20 protein-coding genes are annotated in these 18,610 nt (G+C 63.9%); all 20 read left to right on the top strand.

What is annotated here, in order from left to right:
- The first annotated feature begins 342 nt into the window (after positions 1 to 342).
- The 20 genes from O3932_RS02515 to O3932_RS02420 all read left to right on the top strand — a co-directional run bounded on the left by O3932_RS02515 (position 343) and on the right by O3932_RS02420 (position 18,598).
- Positions 343 to 1,242, top strand: a complete 900-nt coding sequence (locus O3932_RS02515; protein WP_371535968.1) for a DUF5129 domain-containing protein — start codon at positions 343 to 345, stop codon at positions 1,240 to 1,242.
- An 84-nt stretch (positions 1,243 to 1,326) separates the two neighbouring features.
- Positions 1,327 to 2,991: a DUF5129 domain-containing protein gene (locus O3932_RS02510; RefSeq protein WP_371535966.1), complete on the top strand. Its 1,665-nt coding sequence runs from the start codon at positions 1,327 to 1,329 to the stop codon at positions 2,989 to 2,991.
- Between the two features lie 96 nt (positions 2,992 to 3,087).
- Positions 3,088 to 4,791: a DUF5129 domain-containing protein gene (locus O3932_RS02505; protein ID WP_371535964.1), complete on the top strand. Its 1,704-nt coding sequence runs from the start codon at positions 3,088 to 3,090 to the stop codon at positions 4,789 to 4,791.
- A gap of 213 nt (positions 4,792 to 5,004) precedes the next feature.
- Positions 5,005 to 5,226 (top strand): 50S ribosomal protein L31, encoded by a 222-nt coding sequence (rpmE, locus tag O3932_RS02500; protein ID WP_009648831.1) that lies wholly within the window; start codon positions 5,005 to 5,007, stop codon positions 5,224 to 5,226.
- A gap of 98 nt (positions 5,227 to 5,324) precedes the next feature.
- Entirely contained in the window at positions 5,325 to 6,419 is a 1,095-nt protein-coding gene (gene prfA / locus O3932_RS02495) for a peptide chain release factor 1 (RefSeq protein ID WP_009648837.1), read from the top strand.
- Positions 6,416 to 7,297, top strand: coding sequence for a HemK/PrmC family methyltransferase (locus tag O3932_RS02490; RefSeq protein ID WP_034505404.1), 882 nt, complete (start codon positions 6,416 to 6,418; stop codon positions 7,295 to 7,297). The genes prfA and O3932_RS02490 overlap by 4 nt, the downstream gene beginning before the upstream one ends.
- 34 nt (positions 7,298 to 7,331) lie before the next feature.
- Complete coding sequence (locus O3932_RS02485; RefSeq protein ID WP_009648830.1) at positions 7,332 to 7,997, top strand: L-threonylcarbamoyladenylate synthase; 666 nt, start codon at positions 7,332 to 7,334, stop codon at positions 7,995 to 7,997.
- A complete protein-coding gene (locus tag O3932_RS02480) occupies positions 7,994 to 9,094 on the top strand; it encodes an MraY family glycosyltransferase (protein WP_009648822.1) in 1,101 nt (366 codons plus the stop codon). The genes O3932_RS02485 and O3932_RS02480 overlap by 4 nt, the downstream gene beginning before the upstream one ends.
- Positions 9,091 to 9,384, top strand: a complete 294-nt coding sequence (locus tag O3932_RS02475) for a hypothetical protein (RefSeq protein ID WP_009648829.1) — start codon at positions 9,091 to 9,093, stop codon at positions 9,382 to 9,384. The genes O3932_RS02480 and O3932_RS02475 overlap by 4 nt, the downstream gene beginning before the upstream one ends.
- Positions 9,385 to 9,465: 81 nt before the next feature.
- Positions 9,466 to 10,359, top strand: a complete 894-nt coding sequence (atpB, locus tag O3932_RS02470; RefSeq protein WP_009648788.1) for a F0F1 ATP synthase subunit A — start codon at positions 9,466 to 9,468, stop codon at positions 10,357 to 10,359.
- A 41-nt stretch (positions 10,360 to 10,400) separates the two neighbouring features.
- The gene (gene atpE, locus O3932_RS02465; RefSeq protein WP_009648812.1) at positions 10,401 to 10,610 is read left to right on the top strand and encodes an ATP synthase F0 subunit C; all 210 of its coding nucleotides are present in this window, start codon (positions 10,401 to 10,403) and stop codon (positions 10,608 to 10,610) included.
- A 5-nt stretch (positions 10,611 to 10,615) separates the two neighbouring features.
- Positions 10,616 to 11,176, top strand: a complete 561-nt coding sequence (gene atpF / locus O3932_RS02460; RefSeq protein WP_009648809.1) for a F0F1 ATP synthase subunit B — start codon at positions 10,616 to 10,618, stop codon at positions 11,174 to 11,176.
- A complete protein-coding gene (locus O3932_RS02455) occupies positions 11,173 to 11,991 on the top strand; it encodes a F0F1 ATP synthase subunit delta (protein WP_009648801.1) in 819 nt (272 codons plus the stop codon). Before atpF ends, O3932_RS02455 begins: the two co-directional genes overlap by 4 nt.
- Positions 11,992 to 12,039: 48 nt before the next feature.
- Positions 12,040 to 13,677, top strand: a complete 1,638-nt coding sequence (atpA, locus tag O3932_RS02450; protein ID WP_009648804.1) for a F0F1 ATP synthase subunit alpha — start codon at positions 12,040 to 12,042, stop codon at positions 13,675 to 13,677.
- Positions 13,678 to 13,680: 3 nt separating this feature from the next.
- Positions 13,681 to 14,610, top strand: a complete 930-nt coding sequence (locus O3932_RS02445; RefSeq protein WP_009648838.1) for a F0F1 ATP synthase subunit gamma — start codon at positions 13,681 to 13,683, stop codon at positions 14,608 to 14,610.
- A 25-nt stretch (positions 14,611 to 14,635) separates the two neighbouring features.
- On the top strand, positions 14,636 to 16,084 hold the full coding sequence (atpD, locus tag O3932_RS02440) for a F0F1 ATP synthase subunit beta (RefSeq protein WP_371535959.1): 1,449 nt from the start codon (positions 14,636 to 14,638) through the stop codon (positions 16,082 to 16,084).
- Complete coding sequence (locus O3932_RS02435) at positions 16,084 to 16,356, top strand: F0F1 ATP synthase subunit epsilon (RefSeq protein WP_296504596.1); 273 nt, start codon at positions 16,084 to 16,086, stop codon at positions 16,354 to 16,356. The genes atpD and O3932_RS02435 overlap by 1 nt, the downstream gene beginning before the upstream one ends.
- 25 nt (positions 16,357 to 16,381) lie before the next feature.
- Positions 16,382 to 16,786 (top strand): DUF2550 family protein, encoded by a 405-nt coding sequence (locus tag O3932_RS02430; RefSeq protein ID WP_009648814.1) that lies wholly within the window; start codon positions 16,382 to 16,384, stop codon positions 16,784 to 16,786.
- 22 nt (positions 16,787 to 16,808) lie between these two features.
- Positions 16,809 to 17,501, top strand: coding sequence for an endonuclease NucS (nucS, locus tag O3932_RS02425; RefSeq protein WP_009648791.1), 693 nt, complete (start codon positions 16,809 to 16,811; stop codon positions 17,499 to 17,501).
- A complete protein-coding gene (locus O3932_RS02420) occupies positions 17,501 to 18,598 on the top strand; it encodes a DNA glycosylase AlkZ-like family protein (protein ID WP_371535956.1) in 1,098 nt (365 codons plus the stop codon). Before nucS ends, O3932_RS02420 begins: the two co-directional genes overlap by 1 nt.
- Positions 18,599 to 18,610: the final 12 nt, after the last annotated feature.

Raw genomic sequence — 18,610 nt, 5'->3', positions numbered from 1 at the left:
CGTTTTCTTGTCGGGCGCGCGCGTCAATACCGGGCAATTGACTGTGGCGTGTGCCAGAGTTGGGGTATGGCGGACACGACACCGAACGAGAACGATGAACAGGCTACGCGGGAAACCTCGCGCCGGTTGTGGAGTGGCGTGCGTGGTTGTTTGCGTCTCGTGCTGGGACTTTTTCTTGTCCTCGTGGCTCCTCTTCAGCTGGGAATCGCCATCTATGCCCAGGCCCATCACGGGACGGGGGACGCGGTGGAATGGCCGAATTGGACCGGCTGGGTCATGGTGTTGTGCGGAATAGGCGTGCTGTGGCACGGCTGGGATCTTCGGCGCTTGGGACGTCAGAAAATGACGTTGATCGCGGAAAAATGGGCGGCCCTGGAGGGACAGCGCGGGCAGGTCGAGCGCGTGTTCTCCTCGCTCGTCAGTGCCGGGCACTACGAGGCCGGTCTGTCAGCGCGCTACGAGCGCGCCCAAGCCGAACACGCCAGGGTCGGCGCTCGAATCGCCGATTACCAGCCACCGGGTTTCTTCGCTTCGCTTAGCGAGACGTCAAGAAGCGACAGTGATGAGATTCTTGCGGGCATTGCTCGCTTGGCGGATGCGGATGCCGCAATCATGGCTGCGCGCGACTTCTTCGCGTGTGCGCCCGGCTGGCGCGACGTGTGGAGCAACGAGGTCGGGCCGGTCTTTGAAGACTTGGACGTTCTCGACGACGTCGCGGATACCCTCGAAGGAATGGGCACGGATCCGCGCATCACGGCGGATGTAGAGGCTTTCAGAGAGCGTGTGGGTGATCATAAAGACACTGTGCACGACCTCGGGAAGCGCCTCGAGGGCGGGCAGATCGCTCCCGCCCAGGCGCTGGAAGAACTCGACCGGATCGCCAACGATGCGCGCACGCGCGTTGCCGAGCTCATCGAGGCGACGCTCGCAACCGATGCCTCGTCTCAGGGACGTGAACGTTACGCGAGGTGGAAGGGCGCGGGCATCAGCCTCACCGCGGCTAACGCCGAGTACGACGAAGAGTACTGGAGCGAGGAAGCGGACGCTGACATCGAATACAACCCGGCAGCCACGATCCGACTGATTGCAAACTCCGCAGGCGTTAACCTGGAAGGGCTGCCAGCCCCAGCGACCGGTGTCCTGACGGCTGGTCGCTCGTTCGTCTATCTGCTGCCGATGTATCTTGATCGATACCTGACTAAGAATGTGGACGGCAGCGGCGACGCTTCCTCGTCGGCCTGAGCGGACTGAGGCGACATGTCATCCTTGTTGGTGCAAGCATGAGCATACCGAGCGATTGCGTGGCGACCATGGCACAGTGAACACATGACTTCTGCGACGACTGATTCGGCACCCGAGGAACGCGGGCACATGTCACTGCGAGGCTTCCGGCGCTCGGCGCGAGGGATAGGCCGGATTCTGCTGGGTGTCGTTATGGTGATCTTTGTTCCCGCGTGGCTGGTATTCGCCGTCGTTGACTACAGTCAGCACACGGTGCTGACAAACGAGCTGGTTGCTCCATCCGTCGACGTGCATGATGAGACGGGAAGCTTCGAGCTGATCGACGGTCGTACGCTGACAGACACTCTCGGTGGCGTCAGGTTCGCGCGTCCCATTCACCTCGTCATCTTGTCGACGGACGACCTGGTGGGCGGCAACCTCGACGAGGCGACCCTCACGTACGCGCGGGCGGGGCATCAGGAGTGGATGTCGCCCAGTGGGTATAAGTGGGCCGACGGCTACCTGATCCTGTCGGTGTCGCCGACCCACCGTAAGGTGGGGACTTACTTCGGCGAGGACATTGCCCCAGTGTTGTCCGTCCAAAGGGAGATTCAGGACGCTGCGAAGGCTGATTTCCGGGCGGGTCGCTGGAGTCAAGGAATAGTCGCGGCGGCGACGACGGCAGCTGAGTACATTCCGAGCGAAGCAGGCCGGAGTATTGAGAACAGAGTCGTCTGGCCTCATTGGACGTGGTGGCTCATCTCGCTTGCGGGTATCGGTGTTCTCGTGCGTGGGTGGAGCCTGCATCAGAAGGTGCAAGATAGCTCAAAACGCATTGCCGAGGCGTGGAGCGATATGGAGAAGCGCCGCTCAGAGGTGGATCGTACCTTCCACTCGATCATCGATGCGGGCTCTTACAACAAGGGGCTGACCGTTCGCTACGGGTGCGCCAACCAAGAGCGCAAAAGAGTGCGCGAGCGCGTTGCTGTTCTGAAGTCCCCGGGGTTCTTCGGTTCCTTCAGCGCCGAGTCAGCACGCGAGAGAGAGGAGCTGGCCGCAGACATCGAACGTCTATCGAGCGCTTACGACGCGATCATCGCCGCGCGTGACTTTTTCGCGCTTGCTCCGGGATGGCATACCCTGTGGGACAACGAGGTGGGTCCGGTCTTCGAAGATCTGTTGGCGGCGGACGTCGTCTCGATCAAGGTGCGAAAACGAGTGAAAAAGCGAGAGGTCACACGTAAGGTGGAGGAGCTAAACCGTTGGACGAATGACCAGCGCGACATCATCGTTGGACTCAGGACCAGCCTGGAGCGCGCTGAGGTGAGTCCGGGCGAGGCGCTCTATGAGCTGGATCGAATCGCGAACGAGGCCCGGGCGCGCCTGACACGGCTCATTGAACAGGCGCTTGATGCTGACACCTCCTCGGTTGGGCGCGAGCGTTACGAGCGGTGGAAACGCAACAAAGGTGGCACTGTGAGCGCCCATGATGTGCTCTACAAGGGCAGGTATCTCAGTGTCGGGCGCAGCCACGAGTACGATCCCGCCTCGACGATCCGTCTGACCGCAAATTCTGCGGGCGTGCGCCTCACAGGAAAGGCTGCGGAATGGTCTGGTCGTTTCCAGGCGAACAACGTGTCCGTCTGGGCGTATCCGACGTATCTCGACCGCTACGTCGACGACGAACCATCCAGCTCCGCGACCAGCTTCGCGGACTATGGTTCCTCTTCGGGTGGCTTCTCAGGCTCGGGCTCGTCCTCGTCATTTTGAGGGTCATAGCGGTCGTGTACGGCGCCCGTCAGACTGCTTGACAGAAGGAACGCGAGATACCGAGCAACCGACTGTCATTCATGCCAAAGTAGAGCCATGACATCTATGACACTCGATGGGGCTGACAGGGAAGCGGAGCGTCCGCCCGCATCCTTGCGCGCCCTGCGCTTCGTGGCCGGTCTCCTCCTGTTCCTCGTCGCGCCCGTGTGGTTGGGCGCTGCCTACTACGTCAATGTTCATGCGGCACCGAAGCCCAGTGACCCGGTTACGCCCGTCGTGGAGGTCCACGACGAGACGGGGAGTTTTCGTGACATCGGCGGTCGGCCCCTGAATGCCGTCCTCGAGGACGTTAGTTTCACGCGCGCCGTTCACCTCGTGGTCCTGTCGACCGATAGTCTCAGCGGCGACGACATGGATCAGGCGGTGGTCACCTACGCGCGCGCCAATCATCCGGAGTGGCTGAGCGCGGGTGGATCGACCTGGGCGAATGGGTATGTAATCCTGGTCGTGTCGCCCGCTGATCATATGGTGGGCACCTACGTGGGCGATGATGTCGTTCTTCCCCCGGCTGCTCAGAAGGACGTCCAGGATGCGGCAAAGGATGACTTCCGCAATGGGCGTTGGAGCGAAGGCATCGTCGCCGCGGTGAACAAGGCAGCGGCGCTGATCCCGGGCGAGAACACTCAGCGTCGGGGGAATATCGTTCCGTGGCCTCCCCTTTACGCGTGGACGACGACGGCCGCCGGAATCGTTGTCTGGTTGATCGGAGGGACAGCCCGCCGTCGGCCAAACGAGGTCGCGAGGCCGCTCTCCGAACAGTGGAACGCTATGGAAAAGCGTCACATCGGGGTCGAGAGTTCCTTTGCTGCGCTCCTCGCCGAAGGGGGTTATGAGCGTGGTCTGACCGCGCGCTACCAGGCTGCGCGGGCGGAGCGTGAGAAGGTGCGTGCACGCATCGCCTCGGCTCGGGGGAAACACGCGACGATGCGGACGCTCACCCAAGCCTTTCAGGACCTGTCGGACGCGGATGCAGCAATGGAGGCGGCGTGTGAGTTCTTCGCGCTTTCCCCGAACTGGCGCAGCGTGTGGGCCAATGAGGTGGGGCTGGTCTTCGAGGATCTGGACGTGGTGGACCTGGTCGCGCGCACGGCTGCGGACCGAACGAACTATCAGCACGTCATCACCTTGTATGCCGCCCTCAGCGCGTGGACGAACGAGCAGCGCGTGGCCGTGAAAAACCTGCAAGGCAGCATTGAGCGTACAGAGGTGACACCTGCCACGGCCTTGGAGTGCCTTGACTGGATTGCGAACGAGGCCAGGGGCCGCCTCGCGGTGTTCGTCGAGAACGCGCTGGCGGCCGACACGTCGTGGATGGGACGCAGGCGCTACTCGCGCTGGCAGGCGGGCAAGGGAGAAAAACTTAAGGACTACGATCTGCGTTACATCGGCACGTACTCCGTCGACGGTCGGGCGCACTCCTACAATCCCGCTGTCACGATTCGTCTGACAGCGCACTGTGCGGGCATCGACCTGAGTGGAAGCGCAGCCATCCCATCGGGGCGTTTTATGGCCTACAATGCGCCGGTCTACGTGCCGCCCGCGTACTTCAACCGCTACATCGTCTATGACGGAATCGCGAGATATAGCTTTTCATACGAGACCTACCTGACGTCGCCGGCAAACCTTGGTACCGCGAATGATTATCGCAACCGTAGTCGTGTGAGCCTCTCGTCCTCCCATTCGCACGGCACGTCGAGTTCGGGTGGCTTCCACGGCTCAGGCTCATCCTCGTCGTTCTGAGCAGAGGAGAGGCCGACCTCCATAGCCGATCTCACGCTCACCTGATGGCGTCCATCTTTGAAGGCGTTGGGCTGCTGTGCCATAATGACATGTCGGCTTACCGGTTCACCGGCATGCCCCAGGCGCTTGCGCGCGCTGGAGGGCGAATCCCCGTCAGATGCGAGGAACGCTGCATGTCCGGACCCGGGGCACCAAACGATCCAGGAGAATCCCATGCGTAAGGGCATCCACCCCGAATACGTGGACACCGTCGTGACCTGCACGTGCGGCAACTCGTTCCACACCCGTTCCACGCTCACCTCCGGCGAGATGCGCGTGGACGTGTGCTCGGCCTGCCACCCGTTCTACACGGGCAAGCAGAAGATCCTCGACACCGGCGGCCGCGTCGCCAAGTTCGAGGCTCGCTACGGCAAGCGCGTGCGCCCCTCGAAGTGATGAGGGTGAGCGGATAGCTCGACGGCGGTGTCGTCGGCCTGAAGGCTGGCGGCGCCGCCGCTTTTTCAAACGTTTGACTCGTAAGGATGTGGTGAATCGTGGCCGCGACGGATGAGCTGGGCGCACTGGGCCCGCTGTTGGAGGAGTACGCGCAGGTGGAGGCCCAGATGGCTGATCCACAGACGCTGACGAACCCCCAGCTGATGCGCCGCGTCGGCCGCCGGTACGCCGAGCTTGGCCGCGTCAAGGCCGCCGCTGATCGGCTGAGCACGGCGGCGGGGGACCTTGAGGCTGCCCGCGAACTGGCTGCGGAAGACCGATCCTTTGCTGACGAGATTCCAGCTCTCGAAGAAGAGGAAGCAGCGGCTCACGAGGCCCTCGTCAAAATCCTGGCTCCTCGCGATCCCGAGGATGCGATGGACGTCATCCTCGAAATCAAAGCCGGTGAAGGCGGCGAAGAATCTGCGCTGTTTGCCTCCGACCTGGCGCGCATGTACGGCCGCTACGCCGAGGCACACGGCTGGAGCGTTACCGAGTTGAGCGCGACCCATACGGAGCTCGGCGGTTTCAAGGACATCACGCTTGCGATCCGCGCGAAGGGCACGCCCGCCCCCGACGAGGGTGTGTGGGCCCACCTCAAATACGAGGGCGGCGTCCACCGCGTGCAGCGCGTGCCCGTCACCGAATCCCAGGGACGTATCCACACGAGCGCCGTCGGTGTCTTCGTCATGCCGGAGATCGAGGACGACGACGAGATCGTCATCGACCCTAACGACCTGCGTATCGACGTCTACCGTTCGAGCGGCCCCGGCGGCCAGTCCGTCAACACGACCGACTCTGCCGTGCGTATCACCCACCTTCCCTCGGGCATCGTCGTGTCGATGCAGAATGAGAAGTCTCAGCTGCAAAACAAGGAAGCGGCCCTGCGTGTCCTCGCCTCTCGCCTCGCTGCGGAGGCCCGTGCGAAGAAGGAGGCCGAGGCCTCGGCCCAGCGCCTGTCCCAGGTGCGCACCGTGGATCGCTCCGAGCGCATCCGCACCTACAACTTCCCGGAGAATCGCATCGCGGATCACCGTACGGGCTTCAAGGCCCACAACCTCGACGCCGTCCTGTCGGGCGCGCTCGATGCCGTCATTTCCTCCCTGCAGGAGGCTGATGAGGCCGAACGCCTGGCCGCTGCCGCGAACGCATGAGCGCGCAGGTGGAGGGTCAGTGGGGACTGCACGAGGCGCGGGCGTGGGCGCGCGCACGCCTGGACGAGGCCGGGGTTGACTCGGTCGACGCCGACGTGCGCGAGCTCCTCGAGTGGGCGTGCGACGTCACCACGCAGTGGGATCTACCCACCGTCCTCGATCCCGAACAGGCGGAGAAGCTGCGCGGCGGCGTAGCAGAGAGAGCCCTGCGTATTCCCCTCCAGCACGTCACGGGACGCATGTTTTTCCGCTCGCTGGTCCTGACCGCAATGCCCGGCGTGTTCATCGTGCGCCCGGAGACAGAGGTCCTGGCGGGCCTGGCCATTGACGAGGCGCGCTCCGTCGTGGGTACCCGCGGCGAGGCGCGCGTCGTCGACCTGTGCACCGGCTCCGGGGCGATCGCGCTGGCCGTTGCCACCGAGGCCGCGCGCACCGAAGTGTGGGCCGTCGAAAAGGAACCGGATCCTTTCGCCTTGGCCTGCCATAACCGTGACCGTATCGGCGCGCGCGGCGTGCACCTGGAACGCGGCGACGCAACGAACCTAGCGACCCTCCACTTCCTGAACGGTCTGGTCGACGTGGTCGTCACCAACCCGCCCTATGTTCCAGCCGACGAGATGCCCACCCAGCCCGAGGCCAGCGCCGATCCGCATTCGGCCCTCTACGGGGGAAGCGAGGACGGACTGGATATTCCCGCGCGGATCATCCGCCGTGCCCTCACGCTGCTACGGCCTGGCGGCCTGCTCCTGATGGAGCACTCGCCCAGCCAGGACGAGGCGCTGCGCGCTTACGCGACCTCTGTCGGAATGGTTGACGCCGCGACCGAGGCCGACTTGACCGGTCGTATGCGCTTCCTGCGCGCCCGCACGCCCCGCTGATACCTCGCCCGCGATCCGTGACACAATAGCACCGATGAGTACTGAGACGATCCTGAGCGCAACACCGAACCTTGAGGCCGACGCGCTAGCGCACGCAATCCGCGAACTGAACGACGGCCGCGTCCTCATCGTTCCCACGGACACCGTCTACGGAATCGGATGCGACGCCTCCAACCCCGATGCCGTGAGCACGGTGCTGGCCGCCAAGGGGCGCGGTCGTCAGATGCCACCGCCTGTCCTCGTCGCGTCGGTCGACGCCATCGATTCCCTGTGCGTCGATGTTCCCGACTATGCGCGAGCCCTCGCGCGCGCCTTCTGGCCCGGCGGACTCACGCTCATCCTGCGTGCCCGCCCCGACCTCGGGTGGGACCTGGGGGAAACCGGCGGCACCATCGGCGTGCGCATGCCGAACCAGGACGCGCTCCTGACCCTTCTGCGTGACTTCGGCCCCATGGCGGTGACCTCCGCGAACCTGACCGGCCACCCGCCGGCCACGTCAGTCCAGCAGGCCATCGGTTACTTCGGCACCTCCGTCGCGGCCTATCTCGACGGCGGACCCACCCGGGGGACCACGGCCTCGTCCATCGTCGACTGTGCCCACGGCGACCCTCGCGTTATCCGCCTGGGGACCATCAGCCTCGCCGACCTGAGCGCGGTCGCCGACATGCCCATTCGGGAAACGGAGGGACGCCACCCGTGAAGGTTTACCTGCTGCTCGCCGCCATGGCAATGGCCTTGACGATCCTGCTGACCCCAGCTGTGCGCTGGGCCTGCCTGCGCTTTCATATCCTGCCGCCCGTGCGCGGGCGCGACATCCAAAAGACCCCGATCCCGCGCCTCGGCGGCGTCGCCATGACCATCGCGCTTATCGTCACAATGCTCGTCGCCTCGCGCATCCCCTACATGGCACCGCTGTTTACGACCACTGTCCCGTGGGCCGTCATGGCTGGTGCCGGTGCCATGTGCGTCCTCGGCGTCATCGACGACATCATCGAGCTCGACTGGATGGCTAAGCTCGGCGGGCAAGTCCTCATCGCGGGCGGCATGGCTTTCGGCGGCGTCCAGCTCGCGTCCTTCCCGATTTTCGGTATCACGCTGGGTTCCTCAAGGCTCTGGCTTTTCATCTCCGTCCTGTTCATCGTCGGCATCATGAACGCCGTCAACTTCATCGATGGACTCGACGGCCTGGCCTCCGGCATGATCGCAATCGGTGCCGGATCCTTCTTCATCTACTCGTACGTCATCACGCGCCTCATGGGGGCTGCCTCCTACGCGACAACCGCGAGCCTCATCGTTATTGCTCTCGTCGGAGTATGCGCGGGCTTTCTCTGGTTCAACTTCCACCCGTCCTCGATCATGATGGGTGGGGGAGCGGAGACCATGGGCCTCGTTCTGGCTGCCGTCGGCATCATCGTCACCGGCAAAATCGACCCGTCACTGCTCGGACGTCAGCAGGTAATCGTCTCAGCCCTGCCGCTCATCCTGCCGATGGCCGTTATCTTCATGCCTGTCGCCGACCTCGTCGTCACCTCCGTGCGACGGATGAGCCGTGGAAAGAGTCCATTCATCGCTGACCGCTCACATTTCCATGACCGCCTCCTCGTCGCCGGGCACTCCCACCGCGGCGTCGTGGCAATCCTGTGGATGTGGACCGCCATCGTGTGTCTCCCTTCCGCCGGGCTACTTGGCTTCGCGTGGTGGAAGGTCGCTTTAGGGGCGGTCATTGCGGCCGCCGTGGGTGTCACAGTCACGACTCGCGAATTTCCGAAGGACGAGATCGGGACGGACGTAGCATGACCTATCTCCTGGCCCTCGTCATGGTCGCCGTCATTTGTGGTGCCCAGTGGTTCTTCACCTCACGTGCTCTGGCCTCACCCGCCCGCTTCCTCGCGTGGGTGAGCGGCGGATATGTCGCGAAAATCGCACTGCTTGCCCTGGGCCTGTATGTTCCGCGCATGCTCGGTATGGACGTGCGCATTGCCGCCATTGCAACGATTATCGCCATCATTGTGTCCTCGAGCGTTGAGATGATCGTCATGGCCCGTAGGCGTACGATGAACGTGGATCCGCACCCTCACAACGACTAACTATTGCGCGCGCCGCGGGCGCGCTGATCTGTATAGAATGGAAGGAGTTGCTCGTGAGGCAACACAACCAATGGAGTTCCGATGAAGGAGGCACGTTCCGTGTCCAATAACGCGCCCGCTCGCCGCGCTTCCGCGTCCAAGCCGCGCTGGTACTGGGTGAGCCTCGCGATCCTGCTCCTCATCATTGGCGCGACCGCCTACCCGGCGTTCACCCAGCATCCTCACCAGCCCGCCCTGGAGGACTTCTTCCCCTCGGTGATCTTCGGTGAGGGAACCTTTTACGAGTTCAACCGCCTGACTTTGGCCCGTGTCATCATGGGCGTGCTCGTGTGCCTCGTGCTGGTGGCCGTTGCGCGTAAGCCGAAGCTCGTTCCCACCCGCGGACAGATGGCCGTCGAGGCCATCGCCGGCTACATCCGCGACAACGTCGCCCTCGACATGCTGGGTCCGAAGACGGGCCGCAAGTTCTCCGGCTTCATCGCTTTCCTCTTCTTCGGTGTCCTGTCCATGAACATCGCGGGCATCATCCCGGGCATCAACATCGCCGCCTCGTCGGTGGTCGCCGTTCCGATGTTCTTCGCTCTCATCACGTACGTCACCTTCATCGGTGCGGGCATCGGCAAGCAGGGAGTGGGCGGCTTCTTCGCATCCCAGCTCTTCCCGCCTGGGCTGCCCGTTCCGATGTACCTCCTGATCACGCCGATCGAGTTCCTGTCGAACTTCATTGTTCGCCCCGTCACGCTGACGCTGCGACTCCTGTGCAACATGATCTCCGGACATCTGCTGCTCGGCATGACCTACTTCGGGACGGCAATTCTGCTCCACGAACTCTCCGTCCTGTCTGCCGCCTCCGCGCTGACCGGTGCCGCCATGTTCGTGATGACCGGCTTCGAGGTCTTCGTGGCCTTCCTGCAGGCATACATCTTCACGATCCTGTCGACCGTGTACATCAAGCTTTCCGTCGAACATCACTGACCCCCAACGCCACCCGGCGTTACTAACAGAAGGAAACCACTATGGGAACCGCAGCATTCGCCTACATCGGCTACGGCCTCGCCACCCTGGGCCCCGGCCTCGGTATCGGCCTCATGGTCGGCAAGAACCAGGAAGCGACCGCCCGTCAGCCCGAGGTTGCTGGCCGTCTCTTCACCAACATGATTATCGGCGCCGGCATGGTTGAGGCCCTCGGCCTCATCGGCTTCGTTATGCCGCTCATCGTTAAGTGATCGCTATGCACCAGATTGTCGCCGCTGCGGACCAGGAGGTCGGCGGCCTCGCCGTCATCCTGCCGCCGCTGTATGAGATTTTCTGGTCGGCTGTCGTTCTGCTTATCGTCCTGCTCCTCGTCGGACGCTACGCGCTGCCTCGCATCTACAAGACGATGGACGAGCGAGCTGCCGCAATCGAGGAAGGTCTCGGTGCTGCCGAGCAAGCGAAGGCCGACCAGGCTGCCGCTGCGCGCGAGCGTGAAGAGATCATCCGCCAGGCACACGCCGAGGCGCACACGATTCGTGAGCGCGCCAACGATGAGGCCAAGGCCATCGTGGCCGCAGCCCGTAACGAGGCAACCAACGAAGCGGGCCGTATCCTCGAGGGTGCGCAGCGCCAGATCCTCGCTGAAAAGCAGGCCGCGGAAATCTCCCTGCGCTCCGAGGTGGGTCTGCTCGCCTCCGAGCTGGCCGAAAAGATCATCGGTGAGCAGCTCACCGACACGGCCCTGACCTCTCGCGTCGTTGATCGTTTCCTTGACGAACTCGAGGCCGACAACGCGCTGGTCGAGGAGAAACGATGACACAGATGCGCACGATCGAGTCAGTCCCGTTCGCGACCGACCTGGCGGCGGCCCTCGCCACCCCGGGCACCGACGCGATGCGGGTCGCCGAGGACTTCTTCGGCTTGGCCGACCTGTTTAAGGAGAATACTCGTCTCGCGCGTGCGCTGACCGATCCGGCCCGGTCATTGGCGGACAAGCAGTCCCTCGCGAAGGAAGCATTCGCCTCCCACGTGACAACTGCGACGATGACCGTCGTCAACCTTGTCGTCGCCGACCACTGGCGTCGCCCCACTGACGTCGATGACGCACTCGAAGTACTGGGCATCCTCAGCGTCTTGAATGCCGCAGGTGCGAAGGGGGCACTCGACCAGGTCCGTGAGGAACTGTTCCAGGTCCGTTACTTCCTGGACCATAACCGAGAGGTGCGCGTGCGCCTCTCCGACATCTCCACAGGCGACTCGCACGAGCGAGGAGACCTGGCCACGAGCCTGTTTGGCTCGCGAGTCAGCGTGTGGACGATGCGCCTGGTGCGTCGCGCCGTTGGCCGCTCCAACCACGGACGACTCCTGCACAACATCCGCAGGTACGCCCAGTGGGCAGCCACCATGCAGGATCGCCTCTTCGTCACGGTCGCCACGGCCTCGCCGATGACCGAGGCTCAGGTTGACCGTCTGCGAGCCATTCTCGAAAAGCGCTACGGCGTCACCGTTGACCTGGCAATCTCGGTGGATCCTACACTTATCGGAGGCTTCCGCCTGCGCGCCGGTCTGACCGCCATTGACGCGTCGCTGGCCACCAGGATCAGCGCCGCTCGGGACGCCATCGCTAGCTAGCGCCCCTCGTCCATCATTTACTTCACTTTTTCTTAGTTAGGAATCCTCATGGCTGACCTCAGCATCTCCCCGGAGGAAATCCGCGGAGCACTGGACTCCTTCATGGAGTCCTACCGTCCGGCGGACGTGGCCACCGAAGAGGTGGGTCACGTCATCGAAACGGCCGATGGTATTGCCCACGTCGAGGGCCTGCCTGGCACCATGGCAAACGAGCTGCTGCGTTTCGAGGACGGGACGCTGGGCCTGGCCATGAACCTCGACCGGCGTGAGATCGGTGCCGTCGTCCTCGGTGACTTCGGTGGCATTGAAGAAGGACAGCTCGTCCATCGCACGGGCGAGGTCCTCTCCGTTCCCGTTGGTGACGGCTACCTCGGCCGCACGGTTGATCCCCTTGGCCGCCCGATCGATGGCCTCGGTGATATCACGGACCTGGATGGGCGCCGTGCGCTTGAGCTGCAGGCTCCCGGCGTCATGATGCGTAAGAGCGTCCACGAGCCCCTCGCCACCGGCCTGAAGGCCATCGACTCGATGATTCCGGTTGGCCGCGGCCAGCGTCAGCTCATCATCGGTGACCGTAAGACCGGTAAGACTGCGATCGCGCTCGACACGATCCTCAACCAGCGTGATAACTGGAAGAGCGGCGACCCGAACAAGCAGGTGCGCTGCATCTACGTGGCTATCGGCCAGAAGGGTTCGACCATCGCCTCCGTGCGTTCCACGCTCGAGGACGCGGGAGCTATGGAGTACACGACCATCGTCGCCTCCCCGGCCTCGGACCCCGCCGGCTACAAGTACATGGCTCCCTACACCGGCTCCGCCATCGGCCAGCACTGGATGTACCAGGGCAAGCACGTCCTCATCGTCTTCGACGATCTGTCCAAGCAGGCCGAGGCCTACCGTGCGGTGTCGCTGCTGCTGCGCCGCCCGCCGGGTCGCGAAGCATACCCCGGCGACGTCTTCTACCTGCACTCCCGCCTGCTGGAGCGCTGCGCGAAGCTGTCGGACGCCCTCGGCGGCGGTTCGATGACCGGCCTGCCGATCATCGAGACCAAGGCAAACGACGTGTCGGCGTACATTCCGACGAACGTCATTTCGATCACCGACGGCCAGATCTTCCTCCAGTCCGACCTGTTCAACGCGAATCAGCGTCCCGCCGTCGACGTGGGTATTTCCGTGTCCCGTGTCGGTGGTGCAGCCCAGCCCAAGGCAATGAAGAAGGTCGCCGGTACGCTCAAGCTCACACTCGCACAGTACCGCTCGATGGCCGCCTTCGCGATGTTCGCCTCCGACCTGGATGCGGCGACCCGTCGTCAGCTGACCCGCGGCGAGCGCCTCATGGAGCTGCTCAAGCAGCCCCAGTCCACGCCCTACGCCATGGAAGACCAGGTCGCCTCGATTTGGATGGGCACGAACGGCTACCTCGATGACATCGAGGTCGAGGACGTGCTGCGCTTCGAGCGCGGTCTCCTCGACCACCTTCACGCGAACTCCACCGTCCTTGACACGATTGCCGAGACCGGCGACCTGTCTAAGGAGACCGAGGAAGCCCTGAAGAAAGCCGTCGAAGAGTTCCACCGCCAGTGGATCAGCGCCGGGCGCGGTGCTGCCTCCGCGGAGGACGGCGAGGTCGTGGCTGAGCGCACCCGCGAGGAAATCTCGCGCGGTCGCACGAACGAGAAGGCCTAAACGATGGGCGGACAGCAGAGGATCTACAAGCAGCGCATCGCTTCGACGACGACGCTCGCGAAGGTCTTCCGCGCCATGGAGATGATCGCTGCGTCTCGCATTGGCGCGGCGAGGCGCGCTGCCACCGAGGCCGGACCATACGAGAAGGCTCTGACTCAGGCAGTCGCGGCGGTTGCGGTTCATACAGACCTCGACCACCCACTGACCCTGGAACGCGAGGACACCAAGCGTGTTGCGATCCTGGTTGTGGCGTCGGATCGTGGCATGGCCGGAGCCTATTCGGCGACTATCCTGCGTGAGTCGGAGAAGCTCATCTCCGACCTGACGGCTGACGGCTTCGAGCCGTTGCTCTACACCTTCGGGCGCAGGGCGGCTGCCTACTTCCGTTTCCGCGGCGTTACTATCGAACGCGAGTGGGAGGGCGAGTCCGATTCGCCCTCGCCTGAGACCGCGCGTGACATCGCATCCGTGCTGCTCGAGCGCTTCTTGGACCCGGACCCGACGACCGGCGTCGGTTCCCTGCACCTCGTGTACACCCGCTTCAAGACGGTTATGAGCCAGGTGCCCGAGGTGCGTCAGATGCTGCCCCTCACGGTCGTGGACACCCCTGAATCAGACGAGGAACGCGAGGCCGAGCGCGGTTACGCGGATGATCCTGCTTCGGCGCTGCCCGAGTATGAGTTCATCCCGTCGCCCGAAGCGGTCCTGGATACGCTGCTACCTCTCTATGTTGAGGCGCGCATCCACAACGTCCTTCTCCAGTCGGCGGCGTCCGAACTCGCATCGCGTCAGCGTGCGATGCACACGGCGACGGACAACGCTGAGGAACTCATCACGAAGTACACGCGTCTGGCCAACTCGGCCCGCCAGGCGGAAATTACCCAGGAAATCACCGAAATCGTGGGCGGGGCCGACGCTCTGAGCGCGAGCTGACCCCTTCGAGACACGGAGTAAAACAATGACTGATACACCTGCAATCGCCGAGGGGCGCGTCGCCCGCGTCGTCGGCCCTGTCGTCGATGTGGAGTTTCCCCCGGATCGCATCCCGCCGCTCTACAACGCACTCACCGTCGAAGTGAATCTCGCCGGTCAGGGCGAGGGCGAGTCGACCTTCACGATGACACTCGAGGTTGCCCAGCACCTCGGCGACAACCTCGTGCGTACCATCGCGCTGAAGCCCACCGACGGCCTCGTGCGTGGTACCCCCGTCACTGACACCGGTGCCCCGATCTCTGTGCCCGTTGGTGACGTCACCAAGGGCCACGTCTTTAACGTGACCGGCGACGTCCTCAACCTCGAAGAGGGCGAGACCCTCGACATCAAGGAGCGCTGGCCGATCCACCGCCAGCCACCGGCCTTCGACCAGCTCGAGGCGCGCACCAAGATGTTCGAGACCGGCATCAAGGTCATCGACCTGCTGACCCCCTACGTGCAGGGCGGCAAGATCGGCCTTTTCGGTGGCGCGGGCGTCGGTAAGACAGTCCTCATTCAGGAGATGATCCAGCGCGTTGCCCAGGACCACGGCGGTGTCTCCGTGTTCGCCGGCGTCGGCGAGCGCACCCGTGAGGGCAACGACCTCATCGGTGAAATGGAAGAGGCGGGCGTCTTCGACAAGACCGCCCTCGTCTTCGGTCAGATGGACGAGCCGCCGGGCACGCGTCTGCGCATCGCGCTGACCGGGCTGACCATGGCGGAGTACTTCCGCGATGTCCAGCACCAGGACGTTCTCCTGTTCATCGACAACATCTTCCGCTTCACTCAGGCGGGTTCCGAGGTCTCCACGCTGCTGGGCCGCATGCCCTCGGCCGTTGGCTACCAGCCCAACCTGGCTGACGAAATGGGTCTGCTCCAGGAGCGCATCACCTCGGCCGGTGGCCACTCGATCACGTCGCTGCAGGCGATCTACGTTCCCGCCGACGACTACACCGACCCGGCTCCGGCGACGACCTTCGCTCACCTGGATGCGACGACCGAGCTTTCCCGTGAGATCGCGGCCAAGGGTATTTACCCGGCTGTGGACCCGCTGGCCTCGACCTCGCGTATCCTCGACCCGGCCCTCGTGGGCCGCGAGCACTACGACGTCGCCACGCACGTCAAGGCCATTCTGCAGAAGAACAAGGAGCTGCAGGACATTATCGCGATCCTCGGCGTCGACGAGCTGAGCGAGGACGACAAGGTCACCGTCGCACGCGCACGCCGCATCGAGCAGTTCCTGTCCCAGAACATGTACATGGCGGAGAAGTTCACGGGCGTGCCCGGTTCGACCGTCCCGCTGTCGGAGACCATCGAGGCCTTCAAGCGCATCGCCGAGGGCCACTACGACGATGTTCCGGAGCAGGCGTTCTACAACTGCGGCGGCATCGACGACCTGGAGCGTAACGCTCACGAGCTGGCCAAGGAAGCCTGATGGCATCGGGCAAGTCCTTGCAGGTCGAGGTTGTCTCTCACGAGGGACGCCTGTGGCATGGCGCTGCGAGCGCCGTCCAGATTCCGACGGTTGATGGCAGCCTGGGCATTCTGCCCGGCCGTCAGCCGTTGCTCGCCCAGCTGGGCGATGGAATTGTCACGGTGACGTGTGCCAATGAGATCGTGTCCGTCGAGGTCAGTGGGGGATTCGCCTCAGTTGACTCCGATTTCATTACGGTCGTGGCTGACCGCGCTACAGTGGCATCACAGTAGGTTGACGCAACGCGAGGAGAACCTGATGAGCCTGATACATGTTTTGATCGCGGTAGTGGTTCTCCTCGCGTGCGCGGCGGTGATCCTGTGGGCGTACATGAATGTGCGCGCCCGCAGGATCGCTGCGCGTCTGGGCGCGTTTCGCTGTTGGTCGCGCCCGGACCACCATGCGGGGTGGACGGCCGGGATCGGCGTCTATGGCGTCGAAGAACTGCAGTGGTATCGCCTGGTGGCTATGTCCCTGAAGCCGGTGTATTCGATTCCTCGTCGCGGCATGGAAGTGTCCGCTCCGATCTCCCACTCGGACGATGGTGCCATGGTCGAGGTGCGCCTGGCCTATGGTGAGCATCGTTACGAGGTCGCCGTGGAACGCTTGACGTATAACGGATTGGTCTCCTGGGTTGAGTCCGGTCCTCCGCGCCGCCCGTGACCGGGATTGGTAAGCTCACGGGGTGCGTATTGTTATTGCTACCTGCACCGTTGATTATTCCGGTCGACTGAGCGCCCACCTGGACCCTGCTAAGCGCGTCATCATGCTCAAGGGTGACGGCTCTGTGCTCATTCACTCCGAGGGAGGTTCGTACAAGCCTCTCAACTGGATGACGGCTCCGTGCACAGTCTCCTTCGGTGAGCCGGGGGAGGGTGAGGAAGGCGTGGAGCAGGTGTGGACGGTTCAGGCCGACAAGACGGATGACAAGCTGGTCATCCGCATCCACGACGTCATTGCCGACGTCACGGAGGATCTGGGAGTGGACCCCGGCCTCGTGAAGGACGGCGTGGAGGCTCACCTGCAGGAGCTCCTCGCCGAGCAGGTTCCTCAGATTCTGGGTGAGGGGTGGGAGCTGGTGCGCCGGGAGTACCCCACACCGGTGGGTCCCGTTGACCTGATGGTGCGTGACGCGGATGGAGCGTACGTGGCGATTGAAGTGAAGCGCCGCGGTGGCATCGATGGCGTCGAGCAGTTGACCCGTTACCTGTCTCTTCTCGGCCGAGATGCCCTCCTCGGCGACGTCACGGGGATTTTTGCGGCACAGGAGATTACGAAGCAGGCTCGCACGCTCGCCGAGGACCGCGGTATTCGCTGCGTGGTCCTGGACTACGATGCGATGCGCGGCTTTGACGACCCCGAGTCGCGTCTGTTCTGATGCCCGCTGACCTGCATGCGAGCTTGTCGCGCATCGTTTCTCAGGGGTTGGTGAGCGCGACCTGTGCGCACAGCCCGGTGGAGGCGGTCGAGTCTTTGCTCGCGCTTCAAGGCCAATTGGTGAGTGCTATTCCCTGGGCGATTGGGGTTCGCTGCCCGGGTTTGACTCGCGCCCAGGTTGAGGAGGCGTTTGCGCGCGGCGAGTTGGTTCGTTCCTGGCCGATGCGCGGCACGGTGCACGTCACGAGTGCTCGAGACCACCACTGGCTGCGACGTGTGCTGCGCCATCGTCGTGCGTCGTGGGAGCGTAGGGCGATCGAGCTGGGCCTCGTCGACGCGGTCGTTGAACGGGCGGCGGCCGCCTCGTATGCCGTGCTGGAGACCGCGCCGCAGGGTGTGAGTCGCGCGGAGCTGATCGAGGCGTGGCAGGGCGCTGGGATCGAGGTAATCTCTTCAGCCTCCTCCGAGGCTGGCCTGCGACGCCGTCATCTCATGATGCGCCTGCACCTCGATGGTTTTCTCACCTCGGGTCCAGTGCGGGCGGGGGAGCATCTGTTGATCGACGCGCGCTCGCTCCCGCAGGCCCCAGGTGTTGCGAAGGGGGAGGCTGGGCACGAGGAGGCGCTGGCCCTGCTTGCGGCGCGTTACGCGTGGGGGCACGGCCCCATCGATGCGGCTGACCTGGCCAGGTGGACTGGGCTGACACTCACCGAGGCACGGCGTGCGTTAGGGGGTGCCCTCGAGGTAGCAGAAACGGCTGGGATGAGGCTGTCGAGGCGCGGCGATGCAGTTGCTCGCGCTGACCTGGAGGACCTGGTGGCGTCAGGCAGGGACGAGGCCGGGGGAACTTTCGCGCTGCCAGCCTTCGATGAGTTGCATGTGGGGTACAGGGATCGAACCTGTCTGACGGACGAGGCCGGGGAGAGGCTCATTTGTCCGGCGAAGAACGGTATGTTTCGGCCTATCGTGGTGTCGGGTGGGCGTGTTGTCGCGGTGCGCGCGCCGGGTGGAGTTCTTTCGTTCGCAGACGGGGGAGAGGCGCATGCGCAGGAGGCTCGTGCGCTCATGAAGGACTGGGAGAATTGGATGTCGAAGTGACAGCGCTTGAGT

Source organism: Pauljensenia sp. 20925_1_25 (genome assembly GCF_041433955.1).
Lineage (GTDB): Bacteria > Actinomycetota > Actinomycetes > Actinomycetales > Actinomycetaceae > Pauljensenia.
The sequence above is the reverse complement of the archived record's forward strand: the minus strand, read 5'-3'. Positions and strand labels throughout refer to the sequence as shown.